The organism is Klebsiella sp. CN_Kp100 (assembly GCF_040065315.1).
Taxonomy (GTDB): domain Bacteria; phylum Pseudomonadota; class Gammaproteobacteria; order Enterobacterales; family Enterobacteriaceae; genus Klebsiella; species Klebsiella oxytoca.
In genome coordinates, this window is record NZ_JBEAIJ010000002.1 from 82,040 (window position 1) to 108,994 (window position 26,955).

Annotated in this window: 21 protein-coding genes and 2 pseudogenes; 17 read left to right on the top strand and 6 right to left on the bottom strand. The window is 60.6% G+C overall.

What is annotated here, in order from left to right; all coding sequences use genetic code 11:
• Positions 1-88 precede the first annotated feature (88 nt).
• A complete protein-coding gene (locus ABLV12_RS02450; protein ID WP_115239470.1) occupies positions 89-1,669 on the bottom strand; it encodes a rhodanese homology domain-containing protein in 1,581 nt (526 codons plus the stop codon).
• Between the two features lies 1 nt (position 1,670).
• Positions 1,671-2,267: a cysteine dioxygenase gene (locus ABLV12_RS02455; protein WP_004102858.1), complete on the bottom strand. Its 597-nt coding sequence runs from the start codon at positions 2,265-2,267 to the stop codon at positions 1,671-1,673.
• Positions 2,268-2,374: 107 nt separating this feature from the next.
• Between ABLV12_RS02455 and ABLV12_RS02460 the strand changes: the two genes are divergently transcribed.
• From ABLV12_RS02460 to ABLV12_RS02490, 7 genes and pseudogenes are all read left to right on the top strand, one after another.
• Positions 2,375-3,268, top strand: coding sequence for a LysR family transcriptional regulator (locus ABLV12_RS02460; RefSeq protein ID WP_348866757.1), 894 nt, complete (start codon positions 2,375-2,377; stop codon positions 3,266-3,268).
• 145 nt (positions 3,269-3,413) lie between these two features.
• Positions 3,414-4,518 (top strand): annotated as a pseudogene (locus ABLV12_RS02465) (LLM class flavin-dependent oxidoreductase).
• Entirely contained in the window at positions 4,496-5,641 is a 1,146-nt protein-coding gene (locus ABLV12_RS02470; protein ID WP_049121698.1) for an acyl-CoA dehydrogenase family protein, read from the top strand. Before ABLV12_RS02465 ends, ABLV12_RS02470 begins: the two are co-directional and overlap by 23 nt.
• Positions 5,642-5,652: 11 nt before the next feature.
• A complete protein-coding gene (locus ABLV12_RS02475) occupies positions 5,653-6,627 on the top strand; it encodes an ABC transporter substrate-binding protein (RefSeq protein WP_064397621.1) in 975 nt (324 codons plus the stop codon).
• Positions 6,624-7,661, top strand: a complete 1,038-nt coding sequence (locus ABLV12_RS02480) for an ABC transporter substrate-binding protein (protein WP_024274305.1) — start codon at positions 6,624-6,626, stop codon at positions 7,659-7,661. The genes ABLV12_RS02475 and ABLV12_RS02480 overlap by 4 nt, the downstream gene beginning before the upstream one ends.
• On the top strand, positions 7,642-8,637 hold the full coding sequence (locus ABLV12_RS02485; protein WP_004113547.1) for an ABC transporter permease subunit: 996 nt from the start codon (positions 7,642-7,644) through the stop codon (positions 8,635-8,637). Before ABLV12_RS02480 ends, ABLV12_RS02485 begins: the two co-directional genes overlap by 20 nt.
• Positions 8,631-9,419 carry an ATP-binding cassette domain-containing protein gene (locus ABLV12_RS02490; RefSeq protein ID WP_004102846.1) on the top strand — a complete coding sequence of 263 codons (789 nt, stop codon included), beginning with the start codon at positions 8,631-8,633 and terminating at the stop codon, positions 9,417-9,419. Before ABLV12_RS02485 ends, ABLV12_RS02490 begins: the two co-directional genes overlap by 7 nt.
• A 299-nt stretch (positions 9,420-9,718) precedes the next feature.
• Here the strand turns inward: ABLV12_RS02490 and ABLV12_RS02495 are convergent, their stop codons facing one another.
• Complete coding sequence (locus ABLV12_RS02495; protein ID WP_097365455.1) at positions 9,719-11,740, bottom strand: TonB-dependent siderophore receptor; 2,022 nt, start codon at positions 11,738-11,740, stop codon at positions 9,719-9,721.
• 557 nt (positions 11,741-12,297) lie between these two features.
• Between ABLV12_RS02495 and ABLV12_RS02500 the strand changes: the two genes are divergently transcribed.
• The 8 genes and pseudogenes from ABLV12_RS02500 (at position 12,298) to ABLV12_RS02535 (ending at position 19,454) form a co-directional block, all read left to right on the top strand.
• On the top strand, positions 12,298-13,119 hold the full coding sequence (locus tag ABLV12_RS02500; RefSeq protein ID WP_004102842.1) for an ABC transporter ATP-binding protein: 822 nt from the start codon (positions 12,298-12,300) through the stop codon (positions 13,117-13,119).
• Positions 13,116-14,141, top strand: a complete 1,026-nt coding sequence (locus tag ABLV12_RS02505; protein ID WP_348866758.1) for an iron ABC transporter permease — start codon at positions 13,116-13,118, stop codon at positions 14,139-14,141. Before ABLV12_RS02500 ends, ABLV12_RS02505 begins: the two co-directional genes overlap by 4 nt.
• A complete protein-coding gene (locus tag ABLV12_RS02510) occupies positions 14,138-15,190 on the top strand; it encodes an iron ABC transporter permease (protein WP_049121755.1) in 1,053 nt (350 codons plus the stop codon). The genes ABLV12_RS02505 and ABLV12_RS02510 overlap by 4 nt, the downstream gene beginning before the upstream one ends.
• Positions 15,184-16,154: pseudogene (locus ABLV12_RS02515) on the top strand (ABC transporter substrate-binding protein); the annotation flags it as partial. The gene ABLV12_RS02510 and the pseudogene ABLV12_RS02515, both read left to right, overlap by 7 nt.
• On the top strand, positions 16,151-17,050 hold the full coding sequence (locus tag ABLV12_RS02520) for a MurR/RpiR family transcriptional regulator (RefSeq protein ID WP_004102837.1): 900 nt from the start codon (positions 16,151-16,153) through the stop codon (positions 17,048-17,050). The pseudogene ABLV12_RS02515 and the gene ABLV12_RS02520, both read left to right, overlap by 4 nt.
• A gap of 95 nt (positions 17,051-17,145) precedes the next feature.
• Positions 17,146-17,916 carry a basic amino acid ABC transporter substrate-binding protein gene (locus ABLV12_RS02525; protein ID WP_004102835.1) on the top strand — a complete coding sequence of 257 codons (771 nt, stop codon included), beginning with the start codon at positions 17,146-17,148 and terminating at the stop codon, positions 17,914-17,916.
• Between the two features lie 64 nt (positions 17,917-17,980).
• Entirely contained in the window at positions 17,981-18,748 is a 768-nt protein-coding gene (locus ABLV12_RS02530) for an amino acid ABC transporter permease (RefSeq protein ID WP_004102832.1), read from the top strand.
• On the top strand, positions 18,732-19,454 hold the full coding sequence (locus tag ABLV12_RS02535) for an amino acid ABC transporter ATP-binding protein (protein ID WP_004102830.1): 723 nt from the start codon (positions 18,732-18,734) through the stop codon (positions 19,452-19,454). The genes ABLV12_RS02530 and ABLV12_RS02535 overlap by 17 nt, the downstream gene beginning before the upstream one ends.
• 100 nt (positions 19,455-19,554) lie before the next feature.
• Here the strand turns inward: ABLV12_RS02535 and ABLV12_RS02540 are convergent, their stop codons facing one another.
• Positions 19,555-20,760 (bottom strand): MFS transporter, encoded by a 1,206-nt coding sequence (locus ABLV12_RS02540; protein WP_004102828.1) that lies wholly within the window; start codon positions 20,758-20,760, stop codon positions 19,555-19,557.
• 281 nt (positions 20,761-21,041) lie between these two features.
• Here ABLV12_RS02540 and ABLV12_RS02545 point away from each other — a divergent pair, with 281 nt between their 5' ends.
• Positions 21,042-22,193, top strand: coding sequence for a M20 aminoacylase family protein (locus ABLV12_RS02545; protein ID WP_023321150.1), 1,152 nt, complete (start codon positions 21,042-21,044; stop codon positions 22,191-22,193).
• A 151-nt stretch (positions 22,194-22,344) separates the two neighbouring features.
• Here the strand turns inward: ABLV12_RS02545 and fdhF are convergent, their stop codons facing one another.
• Positions 22,345-24,495 carry a formate dehydrogenase subunit alpha gene (gene fdhF / locus ABLV12_RS02550; RefSeq protein WP_016809484.1) on the bottom strand — a complete coding sequence of 717 codons (2,151 nt, stop codon included), beginning with the start codon at positions 24,493-24,495 and terminating at the stop codon, positions 22,345-22,347.
• A 237-nt stretch (positions 24,496-24,732) separates the two neighbouring features.
• Positions 24,733-25,815, bottom strand: coding sequence for a malate/lactate/ureidoglycolate dehydrogenase (locus ABLV12_RS02555; protein ID WP_004102825.1), 1,083 nt, complete (start codon positions 25,813-25,815; stop codon positions 24,733-24,735).
• Positions 25,816-26,118: 303 nt separating this feature from the next.
• Here ABLV12_RS02555 and nqrC point away from each other — a divergent pair, with 303 nt between their 5' ends.
• A complete protein-coding gene (nqrC, locus tag ABLV12_RS02560) occupies positions 26,119-26,889 on the top strand; it encodes an NADH:ubiquinone reductase (Na(+)-transporting) subunit C (protein ID WP_017145718.1) in 771 nt (256 codons plus the stop codon).
• Positions 26,890-26,955: the final 66 nt, after the last annotated feature.

The following is a 26,955-nucleotide window of genomic DNA, read 5'->3' on the forward strand; positions in this document are numbered from 1 at the left end:
CTGTAGCCCGGGCAGGCGCTTAGCGCCGCCCCCGGGAGCAGAGTACAGGGGCCCGTAGCCCCGCTAAGCGCAGCGCGAGCGGGGGAAATCACAATACCTTAAACCCGTGCGTACCATCGCGCGCCAGCTGTTCAACCAGGCCGAACTCCCAGTCGAGGTAGGCCTGCATTGCAGCCGGGGAGTTATCGGTACCTTCATATGGGCGCTGATAGCGATCGCTGCGCGGCGTCGCCAGATGCGTCTCGCCATGCTCCAACGCCAGTCCGGCATCAATCCACGCCAGGGTGCCGCCGCTCAGCAGCTGCACCTGTTTACCGGTTAAAGCCGCTACCTCCGGCACCGCGTAGCGGGCCAGCAGGCTGCTGCCGCAGGTGACAACGTAACGTTCTCCTTGCGGTATCACCTCCAGCGCCTGGCGCAGCTGCGAACGAACCAGCCAGTAAGCGCCCGGGATATGCCGGGCGACATAGTTGGCGCTGGTGGTGAAGTCCAGCACCACGGTGCCGGGTACCCGCAGCTGTTCCGCTAACTGCTGTGGCGAAATCTCCTCCGCCTGCGGCCCCGGCGGTACTTTGGCCGCGGGGGTACCGCGCTCGCTAAAGTCTTCAGGGCGCGCATCATTTAACACCGCCACTTCCCACCCCATCTGCGCCAGCCAGGACGCCGTTATCGGCGCGCGTATCGCGTCATCGGCAATCAGCACAATCCGCGCTCCGCGCACGCTGGCGAAATGGTCGGTTTCCTGCACCAGCTGCCCGCCGGGCGCGCTAACGCTCAGCGGCAGATGGCCTGCGGCGTACTCCTCCGGGCTGCGAACGTCAAACAGGTAAGTCGTACGCGCGGGCTGCCGCAGCCAGCGCTGAAGGGTTGCGGTGTCTATAAAGGCGACGCCGGCGCGCTCCGCCAGCTGTCTCACCGCCGTCGCGCGTTCGACTGAGGCGCGAAAATCGGCATCGTAGCGGCGCTGCTGGCCGCGCTCAAGGTCAAGCCCGGCTAAGGTCCAGCCGATGGTGCCGTTGCGCAGCGCGTAGACCGGATTGGGCAAACCGGCGTTGCGCAGCGACTGCGTGCCGATAATACTGCGCGTGCGCCCCGCGCAGTTGACGATCACCGTCGCCTGCGGTGACGGAATCAGGCCCTCGATGCGCAGCGCCAGCTCCCCGCCGGGCACGCTGATGCTGCCGGGAATATTCATGGTGTGATACTCATCGAAACGGCGCGCGTCGACGACCACCACCTCCTGTTGACCCTCGAGCAGCGCCTTCACTTCCCCGGCGCTCAGCGAGGGGGTATGCCGCTCGCTCTCTACCAGCTCGCCGAACGCTTTACTCGGCGAATTCACGTCCTGAAACAGCTCCCCGCCGCTTCGTTGCCACCCTGAGAGGCCGCCTTCCAGCAGCGCGACATCCTGATAACCCCAGCTCTGCAGGCGCTCGACGGCCCGCTCCGCCAGACCTTCGCCGCCGTCATAGACGGTAATCGGCGTCGTCAGGCGCGGCACGCGTCGAAAAACATCCAGCTCCAGTTTGCTGAGCGGCAGATTAGCGGCAAACAGCGGATGGCTGCGGGCAAAGTCGGCCTCTTCGCGAACATCGATCAGCGCCAGCTCCGCGCCGTCAAGCAGCGCCTGGCGCAGCTGAGCGGTCGGGCGATAAGAACAGATGGGCATATTAATTATCCTTTGAGAGATCCCAGATATTGGGCAAGTGGCGATTGGAGTAACCGGAGACAAAAGGTTTGACGAGGCCTTCCGGGGTATAGACCGCGCGCCTGACGCCGCCGATATTGCCGCCGTAAACGTGAATACTGATCGAGACGCTATCCGCGAGGGCGTTGCTCACCCGGTGAATATCGCCATCGCGGGAAGAGACTTTTTCTACTTCACCAGGGGAGAGGCGTTCGGCAACGCCGCTGACCACCGGCTGGCCGCGCTCGTCCAGGCGGTAGCGCTGATTCTCCTCCGCGCCGCGCAGCATGCCGATGGCGCCCCACACCCGATGATCGTGAATCGGCGTCGATTGCCCAGGCCCCCAGACGAAGCTGACGATGGAAAATCGCTGTCCGGAATCGGCATGCAGTAGATACTGCTGATAGTGGTGGGGGTGCGGCAGGGTGTACTCTTCCGGCAGCCAGTCATCTTTTTTTACCAGCGTGGCCAGGCGCTGAGCCACGGCGTCAAGCAGGGCTGGCTCATCGGCAAATTCGCGATGCAGGGCATCAAGGTCCTGAATAAACTGGCGTAATTTTTCCACTCGCGGTGCGGTCATGGTCGCTTCCTGTTGTCGGGACTGGTCTTTACGCTAGCAAAGGCGTTAATATAATTAAAATGCAATTTCCGCATATATTAATATGCAAAAATCACATTAAGGACGCTATGCGCATCGACGACATTGACGCACTGCTGGCCACCGTGCAGTTCTCCTCGCTTAATCAGGCCGCGGAATATCTCGGTATTACCCAATCGGCGATAACCCGCCGACTTCAGCGACTGGAGCAAACCCTCAACGTGACGCTGCTTGTGCGTCAGACCCGGCCGCTCACCCTGACCGCCGCCGGGCACCGGGTTTACGAGCAGTGCCTGAGCATTAAGCGGGAGACCAAAAAGCTGTACGGCCTGCTCGACCCCGAGGCCGAGCCGCACGGCATCCTGCGTCTCGGGGTTCCGCAGAGCGTGGCGGAAATTGCGCTGCAGCCGGCGCTGACCGCGCTGCGCCAGCAGTTTCCCGCCCTGAGACCGCAGGTGACCTGCGGCTGGAGCGGGCTGCTGCAAAAGCGCCTTGAAAGCGTCGAGCTGGACGGCGTGCTGGCGATGGGGCCGGAACAGCAACGCTTTGCTGAGGGCTACGGCGGGCGCTTGCTGTGCCCGCTGGATATTGCGGTGATTGCGGCCAAAAGCTGGCGTCTTCACGCCGGGGCGCTGCGCGACTGCGCGGAAAAAGGCTGGGTGCTTAATCCCGACGGCTGCGGCCTGCGGGCCGGGCTGATTCGCGAGCTGCAGTCCCAGGGGCTGCGTCTGGCGCTGAATGTTGAGACCGCCGGCGCTCAGCTGCAAATCAGCCTCGTGGCGCAAGGGCTGGGGCTTGGCCTGGTCCCGCGCGCCGCGCTGGCCGCCAGCCCGTGGCGCGATGAGGTGACAATATTGACGCTGGCGGATTTCCAGCCCGAGGTGCATCTGTGGCTGGTTCACGCGCAGAATCTGGCTAATCTGAGCCAGCCGCTGACTTTTTTCGCCGGCAAAGTCGTTCAGCAGCTAAACGTATCTGGCTGAAACGTATATATAATTTTTATAAATGCTTGTCTCGCATATTAAGATATGATAAAAATGCATTTTGTTCATTAAGAGCCCGTGTATAGGGTAATGAAAACGCGCCGCCGCGGCGGCCCACTCATTATCCTGCTACAAGGAGTTCTGCATGAGCATTCAATTTCTCGGCATGATCGGCCACCGTCTGTCGTCGGAAACCATCGCCCCGGTCGGTCCGATTTTTGACCGCGATTACATCGTGCGTTTCGCGCAAACCCACGAGGCCGCCGGGTTTGACCGCCTGCTGGTGGGCCACTGGTCCGATCAACCCGACGGATTTCTGGTGACCGCGCTGGCGGGCCTGTCGACGCAAAAGATCGGCTTCCTGTTGGCTCATCGTCCCGGTTTTGTCTCGCCGACCCTCGCCGCGCGTAAGTTCGCTACCCTTGAACATCTGCTGGGCGGACGGCTGGCGGTGCATATCATCAGCGGCGGCAATGACGCCGAACAACGCCGCGACGGCGATTATCTCGATCACGACCAGCGCTATGCGCGTACCGATGCCTTCCTTGAGACCGTCCGCAAGGTATGGACCGCCGAACAGCCGGTGGATATCGCCAATGATTTTTATCAGGCGGAACAGGCGTGGTCGGCGATACGCCCGCTGCAAAAACCGCATATCCCTCTCTACTTCGGCGGCTCGTCGGAAGCCGCTATCGCCGTGGCCGGCAAGCACGCCAATGTTTTCGCTCTGTGGGGCGAGTCGCTGGCGCAAACGGAGGATACCATCCAGCGCGTGCGGGCCGAGGCGGCGAAACATCAGCGAGACATCGACTTCAGCGTCTCGTTCCGGCCGATTATCGCCGCGACTGAAGCTGAGGCCTGGGAAAAAGCCGAGCATATTCTGCACGTCGCCACCGAACGGGCGGCGCAGAGCGGGGACGGCTTCAAAGCCAAGCCCGACAGCGTCGGGGCGCAGCGTCTACGGGCCACCGCAGCGCAGGGCAAGGTGGTAGATAAACGTCTGTGGACCGGAATTGCGCAGCTGGTGGGCGGCGGCCACAACTCTACCGCGCTGGTAGGCACTCCGGAACAGGTTGCTGACGCGCTGCTCGATTATTACGACCTCGGCGTGCGCAACTTCCTGATCCGCGGATTCGATCCGCTCAACGATGCCCAGGAGTACGGTAAAGCGCTGCTGCCGATCGCCCGCGAAAAAGCGGCCCTGCGCGCCGCGGCGGAGCGCGCATCGTGAACCATCCGGCTACCGATGAGTGGGCGCGACGGCTCGCGGAGATTCGCCAGCTGATGGCGGAGCAGGCGGCCAGCCTCGACGCCAGCGGCGACTTTCCCCGCGACAATATCGACCGTCTGCGCCAGCGCGGCTTTTTAAGCCTCGCCGTACCGCTGCAGTACGGCGGGGCAGGTGCCGATCTTCCCAGGCTCCAGCAGGCGATTGCCGCTATTGCCTGGGGCGAACCGGCGACGGCGCTGATTGTCTGCATGCAGTACCTGCATCATCTGCGGCTGGCGGAAAACGAGAACTGGTCCGAGCCGCTGCGCCAGCGGGTTTTTCACGATGCCGTTGAGCGGGGAGGATTGATCAACAGCCTGCGCGTGGAGCCGGAACTGGGCTCCCCGGCGCGCGGCGGCCTGCCGCAAACCGTGGCGACCCGCCGCGCCGAAGGGTGGCAGATTAATGGCCATAAAATTTATACCACCGGTATTGAGGGGCTGAGCTGGCTGGCCATCTGGGGCCGCAGCGACGACGCTCCGCCGCTGGTCGGCACCTGGCTGGTGCCGCGCGAAAGTGACGGTATTAGCGTCGTCAAAAGCTGGGACCACGGCGGAATGCGGGCAACCGGCAGCCATGAAGTGGTGCTCAACAACGTGCAGGTGGCCGCCGATCACGCGGTGGATGTATGGGCTGCCGATGCGCCTCCCGCGCCGGATGCTGAACAGTTTCGCCTGTTTGCCAACCGCCACACGGCGCTACTGGCGGCAATTTACGACAGCATCGCGCGGGCGGCCCGCGACTGGCTTGTGTCCTGGCTGGGTACGCGTATCCCGGGGAGCCTTGGGCAACCGCTTTCCAGCCTGCCGCGGGTGCAGGAAAAAGTCGGCCAGATTGACGGCTGGCTACTGGTCAATCGCAGTCTGCTGGAAAAGGCCGCGCAGCTGGGCTTTTCCGCCATTGAGGCGAATCTCGCGAAAGTCACGATTACCGACAATGCCATTCAGGCGGTAAACCTGGCGCTGGAGCTCACCGGCAACCATGGCCTGAGTCGGCAAAATCCTCTGGAACGCCACTATCGTAACGTGCTGTGCGGACGGGTACACACCCCGCAGAGCGACAGCGCGTGGCTGGCGGCTGGCAAACACGCTTTTCAAAAATAAGGATAATTCTCATGCGCAGATTTAATGTTACCGCTTTCGGCGGCGCGATCATACTGCTGGTCCTCAGCGGCTATGCGGCGGCTCAGGAGCGAATCACCCTGCGAATTGCCGATCAAAAAGGCGGCATGCGTTCGCAGCTGGAGGCCGCCAACGCCCTGCAGAATCTCCCATATGAGATTAAATGGGCCGAGTTTCCGGCCGCCGCGCCGCTGGCGGAAGCGCTTAACGCCGGGGCGGTGGATGCGGGGATAATCGGCGATGCGCCGCTGCTGTTCGCGCTGGCTAACGGCGCGCCGGTTAAAGCCATCGCCGTCGATAAAAGCAATCCGGCCGGCACCGCGGTGCTGGTCTCGCCCGGCAGCGCGTTGAAAAGCGCCGCGGATTTAAAAGGCAAACGCATCGCTACCGGTAAAGGATCGATTGGCCACTTTGTGGCGCTGAAAGCGCTGGAGCAGGCGGGAATTTCGCCAAAGGATGTGCAGTGGGTGTTTCTCGGTCCGGTGGACGCCAAAGTGGCGCTGCTCAACGGTTCGGTTGATGCCTGGGCGACCTGGGAGCCGTACACCACGCAGCTGGTGAAGACCGCCGAGGGGCAGATCCTGGTCAGCGGCAAAGGGTTGCTGCCGGGCAACACCTTCCTGGCGGCAACCGATGATGCCCTGAAGGACCCGCAGAAGCGCGCGGCGCTGCAGGATTACCTCAATCGCCTGGCCGGCGCCGAGCGCTGGGCGTATGCCAATCTCGATAGCTACGGTAAAACCCTGGGGGAGATTATTCGCTTCCCGGCGGATATCGCCCGCGCGCAGTTTGCCAATCGCCAGTCGCAGTGGCAGCCTCTGAACGCGAAGACGGTCGCCCAGCAGCAGTCGACGGCGGATTTTTATCTCGCCAACGGGCTGATCCGCGCGAAGCTGGAGGTGACGCCGACGTTTGATAACGGCTTTAGCGTGCCTGCCGCGCAGGCCCATGCGGAGGCGACGCCATGATAACCTCTGCTTTTTCCCGCCGTCGTTTCTTACGCTTGACCGGCAGCCTTGCGCTGGCCGGCGCATCCCTGCCGCTTTGGGCTCACGATATGGCGGCCATGGCGAGTGGTGAGGAACACCTGGCCCTGCGCCTGGCGCAGCCGTACAAAATCAAGCTGGCGATTAACAAAAGCGCGGTGTGCCTGGCGCCAGTCGCCGTCGCCGAGCAGCAGAAGATCTTCAGTAAATACAATCTCGACGTGGAGTTCGTTAACTTCGGCAATTCGACGGACGTGCTGCTGGAGGCAATTGCCACCGGCAAGGCCGACGCTGGCGTCGGGATGGCGCTGCGCTGGCTGAAGGCGCTGGAGCAGGGCTTCGACGTGAAGCTCACCGCCGGAACCCACGGCGGCTGCCTGAACCTGCTGACGGCGAAAAACTCGCCGTTCGGCGGCCTGGAGAGCCTGAAGGGGCAAACCATCGGCGTCACCGATATGGCCGGGCCGGATAAAAACTTTTTCGCCATCTTGCTTAAGCGCCACGGTATCGATCCGATAAGCGATGTGCAGTGGAAAGTCTATCCGGCGGATTTGCTCAGCGTGGCGCTGGATAAACGCGAAATCGCCGCCATCAGCGGTAGCGAACCCTTTAGCTATCGTCTGCTGGACACCGGTAAATATCAGCTTATCGCCAGCAATATGACCGGCGATTATGCCAGGCTGAGCTGCTGCGTACTGGGGGTCAGCGGTAGCCTGGCGCGCGATCATAAACCGGCCGCCGCCGCGCTCACCCAGGCGATTCTTGAGGCGCACAGCTATGCCGCCGCGCACCCGGAGAGCGTGGCGCAATCCTTCCTCGCCCATGCGCTGAATACCAATGAGGCGGAGGTCAGCGGCATTCTCCACGGCCAGGGGCACGGTCATCACGCGGTGGGCGAAGCGTTTGTTAAAGAGCTGACCCAGTACGCGGTGGATCTTCAGCGGGTGCAGGTCATTAAACCGGGAACCGATCCCCATCAGTTTGCGGAGAGCATTTATGTCAACGTTTTCGCCTGAACGGGCGCTGGCGCGCCCGGCAAGCGGCAGGCCGCGGTGGACGGAAGGCTGGCTGGCCGCCGCGCTGTGGCTGCTGGGCGGCTTGTATACGCTGGCCTGGCCCGATGCCGGGCGGCGCTGGCCGTTTAGCGAAGGGTGGGCGCTGGCGCAGTTCACCCTCGGCGGCGGGCTGCTGGTGCTGGCGCTGAGCTACCGCTACTGGCGGCAGCGGGGGACGCGTCTGCAGCATGCCGGAAAGTGGCTGGCGCTGCTGCCGCTGCTCTTTGCGCTGTGGGAAGGGCTGACGGCAAAGACGGCATTTTTGCCGGTGCCGTTTTTCGCGCCGCCGCAGGCGCTGATTGAGGTGCTGCACGATGACTGGCCGCGCCTGCTCGATAGCCTTCTGCATTCGCTGGGGCTGCTCGGGCTCGGGGTGCTGCTGGGCACCAGTTGCGGTTTTATCAGCGGGCTGGCGATCGGCTGGTCCCAGCGGATCGGCTACTGGGTGCATCCAGTGTTACGTCTGCTGGGGCCGGTGCCGTCCACCGCGCTGCTGCCGCTGTGCCTGTTTATCTTCCCTTCCAGCTTTGGCGCCAGCGTGTTTCTGATCGCGCTCAGCACCTGGTTCCCGGTGACCGTGCTGACCTGGTCCGGGGTTATCGGCATCGATAAGGCGTGGTATGACGTGGCGCGCACCTTGGGCGCCAGCCAGCGTTTCCTGATCCTGCGCGTGGCGATCCCCGCCGCGTTGCCGAACGTTTTTGTCGGCCTGTTTATGGGGCTGGGCGCGTCGTTTTCGGTGCTGATTGTCGCCGAAATGGTCGGCGTGAAATCCGGGATCGGCTTTTATCTGCAGTGGGCGCAGGGCTGGGCGGCCTATCCCAATATGTACGCGGCGCTGCTGGTGATGGCGCTGCTTTGCTCCGGCCTGATTAGCGGGCTGTTTATGGTGCGCGACCGGCTGCTGAGCTGGCAGCGGGGAGGGATGCAATGGTAACCGCGAACGCCACTTCTCAGGCGGCATCGACCGGCGCGGCGGTGTCGATAAGCCATCTGCATCATGCTTTTACCCTCGGCAAACGGACGGTGCCGGTGCTGGAGAATATCAGCCTGCAGCTGCGGCCCGGAGAAAGCGTCGCGCTGCTCGGCCCTTCAGGCTGCGGTAAATCCACTCTGCTGCGGCTGCTGGCTGGCCTGGAGCCGCAGCAGGCCGGGCAAATTCAGATTGATGAGGCGGCGATGGGCGGGCCGGGGCCCGAGCGAATACTGGTGTTTCAGGACCCGACCCTTTATCCGTGGCTGACGGTGCGGCAAAATGTGCTGCTGGGGCCGCAGGCGCAGGGGAAAAAGGGGCTTGAGCCAAAGGCCGACGCGCTGATTGCGCGAATGGGTCTGCAGGCGTTTAGTGAGGCGTTGCCGCGCCAGCTTTCCGGCGGGATGGCGCAGCGTGCGGCGCTGGCGCGCGCGCTGCTGAATGAACCGCGTCTGCTGCTGCTCGACGAACCGTTGGGCAAGCTGGATTCGCTTACCCGCATCAGCATGCAGCGGGAGCTGATCGCCCTGTGGCAGCAGCAGGGCTATACCAGCCTGCTGGTCACTCACGATATCGAAGAGGCGCTGCTACTGTGCGATCGGGTGTTAATCATGTCGCCGCGGCCGGGGCGGATTATCGCCGAGTTTGCGCTGCCGCTGGCGTATCCTCGCCATCGCGACAATCCGCTGCTGCTGCAGCATCGTCAGGATATTCTGCGTATTCTTGGCCAGGGAGAGGACTGGTAAGGCAACGCACTAACTGGGGGCGCGCTCATTCTGACCGTTCGGCGGGGATTCCCGGGGGCGGCGCGGCAGGGCCGCGCCTTGCCCGGGCTACAGGGATTGTGCTCATTCTGACCGTTCGGCGGGTAGTCCCGGGAGCGGCGCGGTAGGGCCGCGCCTTGCCCGGGCTACATGGGGCGTGCTGATTCCGACCGTTCGGCGGGCATTCCTGGGGCGGCGCGGTAGGGGCGCGCCTTGCACGGGCTATGGTGTGGTAGCCCGGATAAGGCGCCGCGCGCCGCGATCCGGGACAGGGATGAGGCTTAAAAATCCATCTTCACCGTAAACTGCACTTCCCGCGGATCGCCGATCTGGTTACCGAGGTTATTGGTGCCGATGGAGGAGGTGTAATAGGTCTTATCGAACAGGTTCTTCACGTTAACCTGCAGGGTGACCGGATATTGTAGCTTCATCTTATAGGCGGCAAACACATCCGCCACCGCATAGCCCTGCAGATAATAATCCGCGCCGTTGGTCCCGGAACGTTTGCTCACCGCGCGACCGCCGCCGCCCACCGTCAGCGTATTGCTGTCGTAGACGTTATGAATGTCATAGCTCAGGAACAGCGAACCGGTGTGTTTCGGCACGTTCGGCAGCGGTTTGCCTTTGTAATCCGGATCGTCGGTGACCTTCGCATCGGTATAGCCGTAGCTGGCGATGACGCTCAGGTTATCGGTCAAGGATCCGGCCACGTCGACTTCGACGCCGCGAGAGCGCACCTTACCGGCGGTTTTCGCCACGGTTTCATCACCCACGGATTCCGTGTAGAGAACGTTGCGCTTATCAATATCAAACAGCGCAATATTGGCGGTGACGCCGTTGAACAGCTCAAACTTTGCGCCCAGCTCGTACGCCGTGGACTCTTCCGGCGGCAGGTTGCCGATATAGCTGGCGATAGAGGACTGCGGCATAAACGACTGCGCTACGTTACCGAACAACGAAACGGACGGCGTCAGCTTATAAACCAGGCCCGCTTTCGGCGTCCATTTTTGGTCGCTGCTGTCGGTATTGACGTTAAACGGGCGGCCCTTACCGGCGTACTGGGTGTAATACTGATAGCGCACTCCGGCAACGGCAATCCATTTATCGGTAAGATAGAGCGCGTCCTGAACGTAGCCCGCGTAGCTCTCCTGCTGAATGCGCTGGTCGCTGTCGGATGCCGAAGCGCTGGAGCATTTGCCAACAGTACCGTAGACCGGATTATAGATATTGAAACCCTTGACGTTCTTACAGCGGATCATATCGGTGCGCAGCAGATCGTAATTCTCATAGGCCAGACCAGTGAGGATCTCGTTGTAAAAGCCGCCAATAACCACGTTACCCTGTAAATCCGCTCGCGAAGAGTGCATTTTCTGGGTTGAACCGTGTGTGGCATCGACGCGGCGGGTCAGGTTGCCGGTCGCCGAGTCGTAGGCCATTACCCGGGCCTGATCGTCGTTGTAATGATCCTGGCTGTAGCTGTAGTCGAAGCGGGCGGTCCAGGCGTCGCTGAGACGGTATTCGGCATTCAGCTGCGCGAGATCGGAATAACCGTCGGTAATATTAAACGGTTCATCAAAACGGGTTTTACGATCGACGTTCACCGCATGACCGGTGTTCAGATCGAAGATGGTGCCGCGATCGAAGGGAGTACTGTAGTTACGGTGCGAATATGACACGTTCACCGTCGCCCGCTCGCCGAACCAGGTCAGAGAGGGGTTAATAAAGCTGCTCTTCTCTTTGCCGAAATTACGCCAGTAATCTTCATGCTGATATTCGCCAATCACCCGATACGCCAGCGGCGTCCCGTCAATGGGGCCGGTGACGTCAAATCGGCCGGTACCGCCGCCAAAGCTGGTGGAGGTGGCGGAAACAGAGCCGCCAAAAGTGCGCTCCGGGCGTTTGGTCACCACGTTGATTAATCCGCCGGGGTCGAGAATACCGTACAGCGTTGAGGCCGGGCCTTTAAGCACTTCGACGCGTTCGGTGGCGGCGGTAAAACTGCGCGGCAGTACGGTGCGCAAGCCGTTGGTCATGATTGAACCATCGCGGTTAGCGCCGAAGCCGCGGCGGGTAAAGGCATCCTGGGTTCCGCCGAGGGTATTGGTTTGCACCACGTTGGCGACGTTATACAGCGCTTCATCGAGGTTCGTCGCGTGCTGATCCTGCAGCACCTGTTCGCTGACAGTATTGACGACCTGAGGAATATCCAGCATCGGCATGGAGGTCAGGGTAGCGGTTGACGTATTGACCGGCTGATAACCGTTAGTGGCGCTTTGCCTGCTGCCGTCGGCCACGACCGTCATGGTCTCGTCGGCGGTTTTTTTTGTTGTATCGGCGCCATTAACCGCTGCCAATAATCCCGGTGAGGTGAAAAAAATCAGTGAAAAAAGCGCACGCCCTTTTAATGCCGAAGAAGGGACATTTAATGGAGTCATTGTTGTTTCTCGTGAACGAACCTCACCTTTGCGGTGAGGTAAAGCCAATAAAATCATTGCCCTGGAAAATAAACCTGGCTGTTTTTTACGCCGTACCGCGCGCCAGATATGTAATTGAGAATCATTCAAACACGAAGAAATGTAGTAGTAAACGTTATGTAAGATAAAAAATCGGCGAAATGAATAATCAATCATTTAGCGGCGATCTGACGAGAGGGTAAGCGTTTATTTTATTGTTTTTATTGATAATAAATTTTTTACCTGGTCATTAACGGGGAGGTGATAAAGCGTGAAGTCAGACGCGGTAATGGGGTATTGACTACTACATTCATCCACCGCATGATCAAAAGAGAATGAGATTTATTTATGTTTGAGTGCGGAACGCGCGGGCCCGACGCCACGCCGTTGCGGCGCGGGAGCGAGTTATGCCACAGCGGGTGTTGCCTGCAGAGCAGGGAATCGTCCTTGATTCCCTGTCGGCCGGATATGGCCAGACGTTAATTATCGACAATATTCATCTCACCATTCCTCACGGGAAAATGACCGTTCTGGCCGGCGCCAACGGTTCGGGTAAATCGACACTGCTGTCGACTATCGCCCGGATGCTCAAGCCGCTGGGGGGCTGCGTACGTCTGGACGGCGAGGTGATTCACCAGATGCCGACCCGGGAGGTTTCCCGTCGGCTGGGCATTCTGCCGCAATCGCCGCTGACCCCGGAGGGGCTGACGGTTTTTGAACTGGTTTCGCGCGGGCGCTATCCGTGGCAGGGGCTGATGCGGCAATGGTCGCAAGCCGATGAACGGGCGGTGGAAGAGGCACTACGGCTCACCGGCACCGCAGAATTCGCTCATTTACCGGTGGATAGCCTCTCCGGCGGCCAGCGCCAGCGCTGCTGGATCGCAATGGCCCTCGCTCAGCAAACGGCGACGATTCTGCTGGATGAACCCACAACCTGGCTCGATCTGCGCTATCAGGTCGATATCCTCGAACTGCTGCAAACTTTAACCCGCGAACACGGCCGCACCGTGGTGACCGTCCTGCACGACCTGAACTTTGCGGTGAACTATGCCGACCTGCTGGTATTTCTCAAAAAAGGGCAGATCGCCGGGGTGATTAATGAACAGGAAATCTGCACGCCGGAGCTGATCAAAAACGTCTTTGACGTGGACGTTCAGATGTCACTCAACCCGCAGACCGGCAAGCCCTTTTTTATGCCGTTCCGCGCTCGTGAGGAGAAAGCTTTATGAGCGCCTCCGCGCTGCTGCTGCAGCGCCGACAATCCCGGCCCCGGCTGGCGCTGGTATTGCTGAGCCTGCTGCTGCTGGGCGGCTCGCTGGTGCATCTCGGGCTCGGCGCGCGCTGGATTTCCCCGCAAACGGTGTTGCAGGCGCTGTTCCATTACGATCCGCGCAATTTTGACCACCGAATTATCGTTGATTTACGTCTGGTACGTCTCGCGGCGGCGCTGCTCACCGGCGCGGCGCTCGGCGTGGCGGGCCTGCTGCTGCAAACCGTGATCCGCAATCCGCTGGGTGAGCCGCATATTCTCGGTCTTAACGCCGGCGCTTCGCTGGCGGTGGTGGCGACATCGGCGCTGGGGATCAGCCTCGGCGGCGTCGCGTTAGCCAGGCCGCTGGCCGCCGCCTGCGGCGCGGCGCTGCTGTTTGGCGGCGTGATGCTGCTGTCGTCGTCCGGTCGCGGTGGCGTCACGCCGCTGCGCATTACCCTGTGCGGGGTGGCGCTGTCGGCCTTTGCCTCGGCGGTGACGGCGGCGATTCTGATCCTCGATGAACAAACGCTACTGGCGATGCGTACCTGGCTGGCGGGCGATCTTGCCGGGCTGAACTGGCAAACGCTGCGCGCTGCGCTACTTCCGGCGCTGGCGGGGCTGACGATCGCGCTGATCATTGCCCCGCGTCTGAACGTGCTGGCGCTGGGCGATAAGGTCGCGCTGGGGCTGGGGGTGAAAATCGTTCAGACCCGCCTGCTGGGGCTGGCCGCCATTGCGCTATTGTGCGGCTCCGCGGTGGCGGTGGCCGGGCCGATCGGCTTTGTCGGGCTGGTGGTCCCCCACGCGGTGCGCCGGCTGATTAGCGAAGATATTCGCCTGGCGCTGCCGCTGGCCGCTCCGGTTGGCGCCCTGGTGCTGCTGCTGGCGGATATCGCCGCCCGCACGCTGGCGGCCCCCCAGGAGCTGGCGACCGGCGCAATGACCGCGCTGGTGGGGGCGCCGGTGTTTATTGTTATCGCCGCGAGGTTTTTTAAATGAAAAATGCCGTCCGTCGCGCCGGCTTTCGGCCGCTGACCTGCGGCCGCTGGCACATTCTGCTGCGGCCCGCGGCATTAAACATCGCCGCTGTTGCGCTGCTCGTCATCCTGCTGCTGGCGCTGTTTGGCCTGACCCGCGGCAGTTTCCCGATGCCCTCCGGTACCCTGTTCCATGCGCTGCTGGGTGGGGGAAACGTGGGCGAACAGCAGCGATTTATTCTGTTTGATATCCGCCTGCCGAGGCTGTTTATGGCGCTGCTGTGCGGGGCGATGCTCGGTCTGGCCGGCGCGGCGATGCAGAGCATTACCCGCAACGGTCTGGCGGATCCCGGGCTTATCGGGGTGAAGGAGGGGGCCAGCATTGTCGTCCTGGCGCTGGTGCTGTTCTTCCCGGCGGTGGGCCTGGTCTGGCGGCCGCTGGCGGGAATGCTCGGCGGCGTGCTGGTGGCGCTGCTGGTTCTGGCGCTGGCCCGCGATTGTTCGCGCCCGCGCTTTATTCTCATTGGCATCGGCGTGTCGTGGACGCTGGCGGCGGCGGTCGGTATTTTTATGACCACCGCCGACGTGCGCGATGTACAAACGGCGATGATCTGGCTGGCGGGGAGTTTGCACGCGGCGACCTGGCCGCTGTTGGTCGTTGCCTTCTGCTGGGCGCTGCCCGGGGCGATGATCCTTTTTTTGACCGCCAGGGCCGCCGATGTGGCGCTGCTCGGCGACCGCACGGCCATCGGCCTCGGCGTACGTCTGCAGCAGCTCACCCTGTTGCGCTTTTTCGCGCCGGTGCTGCTCACCTCCGCCAGCGTCTCCTGCGTCGGTAGCCTTGGCTTTGTTGGCCTGATGGCGCCGCATATGGCGCGTTTTCTGCTGCGCGGCGGCCAGGTGGCGCTGCTCTGCGGCAGCGCGTTAATTGGCGCGCTGCTGGTGTTAGTCACCGATACCATTGGCCGACTGGCGTTCGCGCCGCTGCAGATCCCCGCTGGGATCGTCATCGCTCTGGTCGGTTGCCCGTTTTTTATCGTTCTGCTCTGGCGTCGTCGTGACGCCCTGTAAATCAAAAAGGATCGCTATGCGTTGGTTCGTTTCTCTGCTGGTGCTGCTGGCGGGCGTCGCCTCGGCCGCCGATACGCAAACCTTTACCGACGACTTAGGTCGCACGGTCACCGTTCCACGACATCCGCAGCGCATTGTGTCGATGCACGATCTGGATATCACCATCCCGCTGATTGAGCTTGGCGTCCCGCCGGTGGCCAGCCATGGCCGGACGCGTCCGGACGGCAGCCACTTTTTACGCGCCAGCGCTCAGCTGACCGGCGTTGATTTTGATAACAGCGCGATTCGGTTTATCGGCACGGCGGATATCGATCTCGAGGCGGTAGCCGCCGCGAAACCGGACCTGATTATTACCGAGCCCAGCCGCCACGTTTCGGTGGAGCAGCTGGAGAAGATTGCGCCGACGGTCAGCATCGACCACCTGCAGGGCAGCGCGCCGCGCATCTATAGCAAGCTGGCGCAGCTCACCGGCACCCAGCCGCGGTTATTGATTCTCGAACGCCGCTATCAGGCGCAGATTGCCCAGCTGAAGTCGATTGTGGACACGCAAAAAATCGTGGTTTCGGTGATTCAGGCCAACAACGGCAAGGTTACCGTGCATCACTCTTATCATACGCTGGGCCGCGTGCTGCGCGATGCCGGATTTCGCTTTCCGCCGCTGATCGACAACATCCCCGATGGCCAGCGTATTGACGTCAGCGCCGAGCAGCTACCGGCGCTGGACGCCGATTTCGTATTTGCCACCTGGCGTTCCGATACCGGCGGCAGGCCGCAGGATGAGCTGCAGGCGATGGAGAGCGTGATGCCCGGCTGGTGCGACTTTATGCGCGCCTGCCGCACCGGGCGCTATATTCTGCTGCCGCGCGACGAGGTTATCTCTAACTCCTACGCCGCGCTGTCGCTGATGGTCGCCCAGGTGCAGTCGCACATTGCCGGTCGTCCTTTGCCCGAGGGATTGCAATGAAAACGGTGGTTAAAAGAGAGAAGGGACGGGTGGACCTGTTCGGTGAACGTTTTCGCGCTCGCGCGCATCAACTGTCGCCACGTTTGCTGGCGGTGGTGAGCTATATCAACGAAAACCGGGAAGCGGTGCTGGAGCGCACGGCTATGGAAATCGCCGCCGCGACGAATACCTCGGACGCCACGGTGGTGCGCGCCATCCAGGCGCTCGGCTTCGCCGGCCTGCGGGAGCTGAAGCAGACCATGGAGCGCTGGTTCGGCCCGTCGGCGACCTCGTCGGAAAAAATGATCTCCACGGTGAGCGCCTTGTCCAGCGACGTCAATTCGAGCATCGATTTCGTGCTGGACGGGCATCAGCGGGCCTGCGAAGTGCTGTCGCGCCCCGCCAACCGTGCGGCGGTGGCGCAGGCGGTGGCGCTGCTCACCGACGCCCGCCAGGTGGGGATTTTCGGGATCGGCGCCTCGGGCATTCTGGCGGAATATACCGCCCGGCTGCTGAGCCGCATCGGTCTGCCTTCGTACGTGATGAACCGCACCGGGTTTAGCCTCGCCGAGCAGCTGATAGGCCTGCAGCGCGGCGACGTGCTGATTATGATGGGGCAAAAGTCGCCGCACCGGGAGGGGATGACGACCCTGCGCGAGGCCCGGCGACTGGGAATACCGACGATTTTGCTGACCCAGGCGGTGGATTCCCGCTTTAGCCAGGAGGCGCAGGTGGTGATTGAGGTGCCGCGCGGCGGCGATAACGGTCGGGTGCCGCTGCACGGTACGGTGCTGGTATGCCTGGAGATGATTGTGCTGTCGGTCGCCTCCACCGCGCCGCAAAAAACGGTGAAATCGATGAAGCGGATCAATGAATTGCATCGGGCTATTGGTAAATCCGGCGGTAAACGAAGCTAAACGACAGATAATTTACCGTCGGGAAGGTTTCCGGTTGCATGCCATGCTGACTGTGTGTATTTTTATGCAAAATTAATGCATAAAACGGAGTTGTCATGGTTAAGAACTGGATGAAAGCATGTTGCCTGGTGGCAGCAATGATCGGCACCGCTCAGGCGGCTCAGCAAACATATGTGGTGGGCTCCGGCGGCACCTATCGCCCGTTTGAATTTGAGAACAGCCAAAAACAGCTGGAAGGTTTTGATATCGATATCATTAAAGCGATCGCCAAAGCGGAAGGCTTTGATATCAAACTGGTCAATACGCCGTGGGAAGGGATCTTCGCCACCCTCAGTACCGGCGATCGCGACATTATTATTTCCGGGATCACCATCACCGATAAGCGTAAGCAAATGGTGGATTTCTCCGCCCCTTATTTCCCGGCCGAGCAGTCCATCGTCGTGCCGGCGGATTCGAAAGTCACCTCCCTTGAGGCGCTGAAAAATGAGAAAGTCGGCGTGGTGAACTCCAGCACCGGCGATATTGTGGTTTCCGAGGTGCTGGGTAAGAACAGCACGTCAATCAAGCGTTTTGATAATACCCCGCTGATGCTGCAGGAGCTGTTTGAAGACGGCGTAAGCGCCGCGGTCGGCGACGTCGGCGTGGTGAAATATTACATTAAGCAGCACCCCGAGAAGCAGTTCAAGCTGGTGCCGGATGCCAAATTTGAGCGCCAGTATTTCGGCATCGCGGTGGCCAAAGGCAACAGCGAGCTGCAGGCGAAAATAAACGCCGGTTTACAGAAGATCGTCGCTGACGGCACTTACGCCAAAATCTATAAAACCTGGTTCGACGAGAACGTTCCGACACTGCCAGCGCAGCAATAATTCGATTTTTGTTTTCATCACGGCTATCGACACTGGCGATAGCCGTATTTTTTAGGGAAGGGCTATGACGGGATTCCGTTGGGAGATCATTGAGGAGTACGGTCCGCTGTTTATGGACGGTGCCCTGATGACCATTAAATGTACCATTATCTGCGTGATCCTCGGCACCCTGTGGGGACTGACCCTCGGGCTGGGGCGCATGGCGAAAGCCGAACATGGGGTATGGAAGTACGTTCTGCGTTACCTGGTGCAGTTTCCGGTGCGCTTTTACGTCAGCGCGTTTCGCGGCACGCCGCTGTTCGTGCAAATTATGGTGGTGCACTTTGCGCTGGTGCCGCTGTTTATCAATCCCCGCGACGGTTTGCTGGTGACCAGCGGCATGATGAGCGCCGATTTTGCCCGCGAGCTGCGCTCAAACTACGGCGCGTTTCTCTCCTGTATCGTGGCGATTACGCTGAACGCCGGGGCTTACGTGTCGGAGATCTTCCGCGCCGGGATCCAGTCGATCGATAAGGGGCAAATGGAAGCTTCCCGCGCGCTGGGAATGCCGTGGTGGAAAACCATGCGTCAGGTGATTCTGCCGCAGGCGTTTCGCCGCATACTGCCGCCGCTGGGCAACAACGCCATCGCCATCGTCAAGGACTCCTCGCTGGCGTCGGCTATTGGTCTGGCGGACCTGGCCTACGCCGCGCGCACCGTTTCCGGCGCTTACGCCACCTACTGGGAACCCTACCTGACCATCTCTCTGGTGTACTGGGTTATTACTTTCCTGCTGGCGCAGCTGGTTAACCGTCTGGAAAAGAGGTTTGGCAAAAGTGATTCACATTCATAATTTACACAAGCGCTTCGGCGACAGCCACGTTCTGCGCGGCATCAGCTGCGATATTAAGCCACAGGAAGTGGTCTGTATCATCGGGCCGTCCGGTTCCGGGAAAAGCACCTTCCTGCGCTGCATGAACGCGCTGGAAACCGTTAGCGAAGGCGAAGTCGAGGTGAACGGCTATGCCGCTCACGATCGCGCGACCGACCTGAATAAGATGCGGGAAAGCGTTGGTATGGTTTTTCAGCGCTTCAATCTGTTCCCGCACAAAACGGTGCTGGAAAACCTGATTATGGCCCCGATGAGCCTGCGCGGCATGGCGCGTGCGGAGGCAACGCATCTGGCGGAAGAGCTGTTGGCGAAAGTCGGACTGAGCGATAAGCGCGACGCCTGGCCCTCCAGCCTTTCCGGCGGCCAGCAGCAGCGCGTGGCCATCGCGCGCGCGCTGGCGATGAAGCCATCGATTATGCTGTTTGATGAGCCCACTTCGGCGCTCGATCCTGAGCTGGTGGGCGACGTGCTGGAGGTGATGAAAAATCTCGCCAGCGAAGGGATGACCATGGTGATCGTAACCCACGAGATGGGCTTTGCCCGTGAAGTGGCCGACCGGGTTATCTTTATCGACCAGGGCATCATTCAGGAAGAGGGTAAACCGGCGCAGATCTTTGGCGCGCCGACTAACCCGCGCACCGCCGCGTTTTTAAGTAAAGTGCTGTAACGACTCCCGGCCCCGGCGCGCGACGGCGCTGCCGGGGAGAAGACCTTACGCGGGCGATGAGGGCGCTTTCGTTCTGTCAAACCGTGACTGCCCTTAAGCGTTACTGCGCCGCCTCGCGAATATCATCCCTCTCTTCTTCGCGCTCACGTTCGTCCGCCAGTAGCGCTTTTTCGTTTTTACCCAGGCATTGAATCAGCAGGAACAGCGCGCCGCTGACAAACAGCGTGATAAGCAGGCCGTCATAGCCCGAGACGCTAATCAACAAGCCGCTGACCACCGGGCCGGCCACGCTGCCCGCAGACCAAAAGAAGCCCAGCAGGGCGTTGATCATTATCAGCTTCTGCCCGGAGAAGGTTTTCCCGGCGCGGACCAGCGATAGGGTATAGAGCGCCCCCGCCGCGGCGCCGAGAATCAGGCAGCCGACAATCAGCTGGATGTACGATGCCAGCAGGAACGGCAGGGCCAGCAGGGCGAGGCAGAAGACCATTGCGCAGGTCAGATGTACGCGGCGGATGCCGAAGCGGTCGGCAATCCAGCCCAGCGGCGCCTGAAATACGGCATCGCCGGTAAGTACTACCGTAACCAGCAATACCGCCGTCACTTCATTCAGCCCTTTATCCATACCGTAAAGCGGCAGCAGCGCCAGTATGCTGGCATCAAAAAAGGCAAAGCAGAAAACGCCGGAAGCCAGCACCGGTAAAAAAGCGCCGAGGCTGCGCCAGCTGGCCCGTTCCGCCAGCCGTTCGCGGCTGCCTGTTGGCAGGTGGCGCAGCATCAGCAGGCAGGCGAGGGTCACCACGCCGACCAGCAGCAGCGTCCAGGATTGCCAGGCCTCTCCGGCGGAGATCAGCAGCGGCCCCGCCAGCTGACAGCCGGTAAAGGCGGAGGCATAAATGCCGGTCAGGGTGGCCCGATTTTTCCCCGCCGCGCCGCCGGTGATCCAGCTTTCGCCAATGACGATAATTACCCCTGACGCCAGGCCGGTCACCAGACGCGGCAGCAGGAGATGAAGCATATCAAACGACAGGCAGGAGGCGATCGTAGCTGCCGCCAGCGCCACCAGGCTGACGGAGAGCAGAAGTCCCATCTCGAAACGCCGGCACAGCGCGGGTGAGAGGAAGGAGGAGATCATCATCCCCGCTGGCGGAAGCGCGGCCAGCAGGCCGACGTAAACGGTATCAATCTGCTGCTGCGCCAGCTCCAGACTGATTAAGGGCACCGTGTATCCGGTGATAAATCCCACTAATGAAGCCGCCATGATCATCGCCAGCGTGGGGGCAAGACGATTCTGCTCTGGGTTGAACATTTTATTTTCGGTTAAGGAGGTCTGTAGAGTGAATTATTCGGCAAAACGCCAGTATAGCTGCATAATAATTAATCGCACGCCTTATGTCACCGTTGATATGACTACAAAAAAACGCAGTGCAGGCCGATGCCGCGCAGGGGCGCGTTGGCGCTGGGTTTGGCGGAAGTTGTCAGCGAGCGGGCGAAAGGATATAACCAATAGGCTAGCGGGTTACCCGTAGCCCTAAAAAATCGCATAAAACACTCGTTCAGCGCTGAAGCTGTGCAGGAAAGGAGTATGTCATGGCTGTGTCCCCTTCACTGATCGCCGAGGCCATTCGCTGGCGACGTGATTTTCATGCTTGCCCTGAGCTGGGGTATCAGGAACAGGAAACGTCGCGCCGGGTGGCTGAACTGCTCGCTTCATTTGGCCTTCAGGTGCATCGCGGGCTGGCGGGTACGGGCGTGGTCGCGACGCTGGAGAACGGCCCCGGTCCGGTAATTGGCCTGCGGGCCGATATGGATGCGCTGCCGATAACCGAGCTGAGCGACGTCGGCTATAAATCGCGAAACCCGGGCGTGATGCACGCCTGCGGCCACGACGGCCATAGCGCGATGCTGCTGGCGACAGCGGCCCATCTGGCGCAGACCCGATGCTTTCGCGGCACCGTGCACTTTGTTTTTCAGCCTGCTGAAGAGAACCTGGGCGGCGCGCGTAAAATGGTGGAAGAGGGGCTGTTTGCGCGCTTCCCGATGGATGCCATTTACGCGCTGCATAACTGGCCGGGAATGCCGCTGGGCCAGGTGGCGATCGGCAGCGGGGCGATGATGGCCTCTCTCGATGCGTTTGAAATCACCCTGACCGGCAAGAGCTGCCATGCGGCGATGCCGGAGCGCGGGGCGGACCCGATTGTCGCCGCGGCACAGCTGATTATGGCGCTGCAAACCATTCCGTCGCGCCGCCTGTCGCCGCAGGAATCCACGGTGGTAAGCATTACCCAGATTTCCGGCGGGGAGGCGATTAACGTGCTGCCGGATAAAGTCGTGCTGCGCGGCACCTTTCGCTGCCTGAACAACCAGGTGCGCGAGCGGGTCAGGGGGCTGATCGAGAGCTATGTCGCCGCCCAGCCGCAGGTATCAGACGTGGAAGGCAAAATCGCCTGGTATCCCGGCTATCCGGTGACCACCAACCATCCTGCTGAAGCGCAGAAAGTTCGTGAGGTGGCGAGTGCGCTTCTGGGCGAGTCGGCGGTGATCTGGAACGGTAATCCGTCCATGGCGTCGGAAGATTTTGCCTGTATGCTGGAGGCCTGCCCGGGCGCTTATTTCTGGATCGGCACCGATGGCGAGACGGCGTCAAAGCCGCTGCATAATGCCGGCTATGATTTTAACGATGAACTGATTCCGCACGGCGTGGCGCTGTGGACGACGCTGGTGGAGACGCTGCTGGCGTAAGAGACCGATCCCGGAGGCGATGCTGCGCATCTGTCCGGGCTACCGGCCCGCAGACGGCACTGAACCCGTAGCCCGGGCAAGGCGCGTTGCGCGCCGCCCCCGGGAGCGAAAGTGGATATGGAGGGAGAAGCGCGTCTCTCCCTCCGGTGTTTTACACGTTCACGGCCGCTTTCAGGCGGGCTTTCATCTCGCTGTAGCTGTTCCATGCATACTGCTCGGCCCAGCGCTGATCCGCAATAGCCTCTACCTTCACCGCACAATATTTGGTTTCCGGCGTTTTCGAGATCGGATCGAGATTATCCTGCGTCAGCTCGTTACAGGCACCCACCCACCACTGGTAGGTCATATACACCGCGCCCTGGTTAATGCGATCGCTAATGTCGGCGCGGGTAATCACCTTACCGCGTCGCGAGCTCACCCACACCAGCTGCTGATCGGCGATGCCGAGACGCTGCGCGTCGGCGCGATTGATTTGCACCCGGCCCGGCTCATCGGCAAGCGACTGCAGGGCCGCGCAGTTACCGGTCATCGAACGGCACGAGTAGTGGCCCACTTCGCGCACGGTACAGAGCACCAGCGGGTAGGCTTCATCCGGGGTTTCGGCCGGCGCTCGCCACGGGGCGGCAAACAGCTGGCCTTTGCCGGTCGGCGTGTCGAAGAGATTATCTTTATACAGCCACGGCGTACCGGGGTGATCCAGCGTCGGACACGGCCACTGAACGTGGTTCATATCGCCCATTTTTTCATAAGTGACGCCGTAGAACAGGGGGCAAAGCTCGCGCATTTCGTCCCAGATTTGCTGGTTATTGTCGTAATGCATCGGGTAGCCCATTTCGCTGGCCAGCAGGCAAATGATTTCCCAGTCGCGCTTAACGTTGCCGGTGGCGATAACCGCCTGCTCGAAGCGCTGGAAACCGCGATCGGCGCAGGTGAAGACGCCGCCGTGTTCGCCCCAGGAGGTGGCGGGCAGCAGCACATCGGCGATCTCTGCGGTTTTGGTCATAAAGATATCCTGCACCACCACGAAATCGAGCGCCTCAATCCCTTTGCGCACCAGGCCCAAATCGGCTTCCGTTTGCAGCGGATCTTCCCCCATGATGTAGTAGGCTTTGATTTCGCCGGCCAGCGCTTTGTGCGGCACTTCGGTGATTCGGGTGCCGACCTGGTCGTCCATGACCGCCGGGTTAACGCCCCATGCTTTAGCAAACTTATCGCGAACGCTGGCGTCGGTGACGTCCTGGTAGCCGGGGAACATATTTGGCAATACGCCCATATCGCAGGCACCCTGAACGTTGTTTTGCCCGCGCACCGGGCCTACGCCGACGTTGGCGCGTCCGAGGTTACCGGTTAACAGCGCGAGGCTGGCCAGCCCTCTGACGACGTCCACCGCCTGGCCGAACTGGGTGACGCCCATGCCCCACATAATGGTCGCGGAGGGGGCGGCGGCAAACATGCGCATCGCCTGGCGAATTTCAGCGGCCGGCACGCCGACTATCTCCTCAACGGCTTCAGGTGAATAGTCTTTTACCGTTTCGCGATAGGCGTCGAGCCCCTCGGTAAAACGGTCGACGTAATCGTGGTTATAGAGATCCTCTTCCAGCAGGACGTGGGCGAAGGCGTTGACCAGCGCCATGTTGCTGCCGTTGTTGAGCTGCAGATGGCGATCGGCGATGCGGGCGGTTTCGATACGGCGCGGGTCGCAGACGATGATTTTCGCGCCGTTTTCCCGGGCTTTAATCACCCGGCGGGCGACGATAGGGTGGGAGTCGGCGCAGTTATAGCCAAAGACCAGCAGACATTTCGAGTTTTCGATATCGCTGATCGAGTTGCTCATCGCGCCGTTACCCAGCGCCAGCTGAAGTCCGGCCACCGACGGGCCGTGGCAGACGCGGGCGCAGCAGTCGACGTTATTGGTGTGGAGCACGCCGCGGGCGAACTTCTGCATCACATAGTTGGTTTCATTGCCGGTACCGCGGGATGAACCGGTCGTCATAATGGCGCGCGGGCCATGCTTCTCCTTTATTTCACGCAGTTTTTTCGCCGTATAGCGGATAGCTTCATCCCAGCTTACCGGGGTGAATTTGCCGCCTTTTTGATAGCGAATCATCGGCTGCTGCAGACGCGGCGTCAGCAGCTGGGTATCGTTGAGAAAATCCCAGCCGTAATAGCCTTTAAGGCACAGCTGATTTTGGTTGGTGACGCCATCAGCGGCTTCGGCTCGGATAATTTTATTGTTTTCGACGACCAGCTTAAGTTTGCAACCGGCCCCGCAATAAGGGCAAACGCTCGTGATTTTTTTCATCAGTAACAGACCTGTTAACAGTGAATAAACAACAACGGACAGACCGGACCCGGCCCGCCGGTGTCAGGGCGCCATAAGCCAGCGTACCGGCAAATGACGCAAGCGTTATGCACAGCGCGTGCCAATAATTAATGCATTGAATATAAAGATAATATTTGTTCGGAAAAGAGATGGCGGCAGTGATGTCGACACTAATGACGATGACATGACGCCCGGGCGGGCGTCATGGCGGGAAAATCAGGCCAGCTTCTGCCGCAGCCGCGCGAGGGTGTCGGCGGGTAAACCGACTTCTTCGGCGGCGGCGCAAATCGCCTGCCAGCTTCCGGCGTCCAGCGGAATGCCCTCCGCCAGGCGCTGCTGGCGGTTAGCCTCTTCCCACTCGCCCGGGGCCAGAATCGGCGCGTCCGGCTCGTGCGGGGACTGTTTACACCAGTCGATAAACGCTTCGGTCTCGCGCTGCATATCCGGCGCATCGAACGCTTCCGGGCTGAGAATAATGGTGGTCATGCAGTTGAAGATAGCGTCCACGCTGCCCTGCAGGGTCTCCTGATGCGAGGTTTTACCGCCGGATACCGCGCCGCCGATAATTTCGCACAGCGTCGCCAGCGCGTAACCTTTGTGTTCGGCAAAGGTCAGCAGCGCCCCCAGCGGCGATGTCTGCATCACCGCCGGGTCGGTCGTGGGGACGCCGCGAGCGTCGATCAGTGACCCCGCAGGGACCGGCACGCCTTTATGCCAGGCAACGCGGGTTTTACCAAAAGCGATGGCGCTGGTGGCGTAATCCAGCAGCAGCGGCGGATGGCCGGCGCGCGGAAAAACCACGCACAGCGGGTTCGTGCCGAAGCGGCTATCTTTGCCGCGGAACGGGGCGACCATCACGTTGCCAACCACGTTTACGAAATGGATAGAGATCATTCCGGCGGCGGCGCACTGTTCCGCCCAGTAGCCGATGCGGCCAATATGATGCGCATTGCGCAGCGCCACGGCGGCCATACCGTGCTGTTTCGCCTTCTCAATACCGATCTGCATGGCTTCATGGGCCACGACCTGGCCGAAGCCGCCGTTGCCGTCCAGCGTGACAACCGCACCCGCGTCCTTCATCACGCTGGCGTGGCGGTTGAGCTGCAGATAGCCCTGCGCGTGGGATCGTACGTAGCTCGGGATCATGCCTACGCCGTGGGAGTCATGCCCGGCCAGGTTGGCGGCAACCAGATGGTCGGCGATAAGCGACGCTTCGGTGGGGGAGCTTCCCATATGGGCGAAAAGGGTTTTAACAAAATGATGCAGATCCGTGGCCTGGAAGCGATGTCCTGTTTGCACTGATTCTCTCCTGTGAGTGGGTTGCGGATTATTGTTTTAGTGTGTTTGCCGTTCCATGCTGCGCTGAGCAACGGCGAAGATCAAGGTTTGCGCGCGGCTGTCGTTACGCTGGGCGATCATCTCCAGAGAACAGGGGAGAAATAAAAAATAGGGGGGAGATATTTTTCTCTGCAGTCGGGGATATTTATCCCGCCGGCTTTGGCGCTCTGCAGAATTAATGATAACGATAATAATTATCATCAGCTCTGGACAGCCAGAGGCAAATGATTGCACTCTGTATTAAGGATGCCAACCGATGGGAAAATGAAGCGCATGCGTAAAGGTAAAATTATTGTTTTAATTTTGATGGTGTTTTGTATTCTTATTTTTGCAATTGTTGTCGCCTGGTTTTTACTGTCCAAAGACAATTATGCCGTACCGGAAAATGCGGCGACAGAAAATGCGGTGCTGCAGGTGGCGGGTTTAACCGGCAACGAACCTCGCGATCCGCAGGCGCTGAAATCGCTCTATGCAAAACGGGTGATCGTCCGTCAGGTTAATCTGGATAGCGGCCAGTTTGTTGCGCCGGGAGAGGATACCGCTGGGCAAAAAGGCTGCGGTGAACCGGCAGTAGCGCAGAACCCGACGCCCATTCGCCAGCGCTGCCCGCGGGCAGTGGTTTATCTTATTCGCAATAATGATAATGAAATTCAGCAGGTTATACTGCCTTTTTACGGTAAAGGGGCAAAATCGATGATGTATGGCTTGATCGCGCTGGCTACCGATGGTCGCACGGTAAAAGACCTGCTGTATTATCAGCAAAATGAGACGCCGCTGCTGGGCGCGCGCGTGACAGATCCCGAATGGCGTCGCCAATGGCCGGGCAAAAAAATACGCGATAATAACGGCCAGCCGGCGCTGAAGGTCGTACAAAATACTCCTGGCCAGCACGATGATTACACCGTGGATGGTATCAGCGGCGCGACGTTAACCTCCGTCGGCGTCGAGAAGAGTATTAATTATTGGGTGGGTGAGCAGGGCTACGGCAATTTTCTCCGGCAGCTACAGCATAACCCTGAGATATTACGCCGTTAATATCGAACAAGCCAAAATATGCCTCATAACCGGCGCGAAGATCGCGCCGGTTTTTTTATGCGCTCA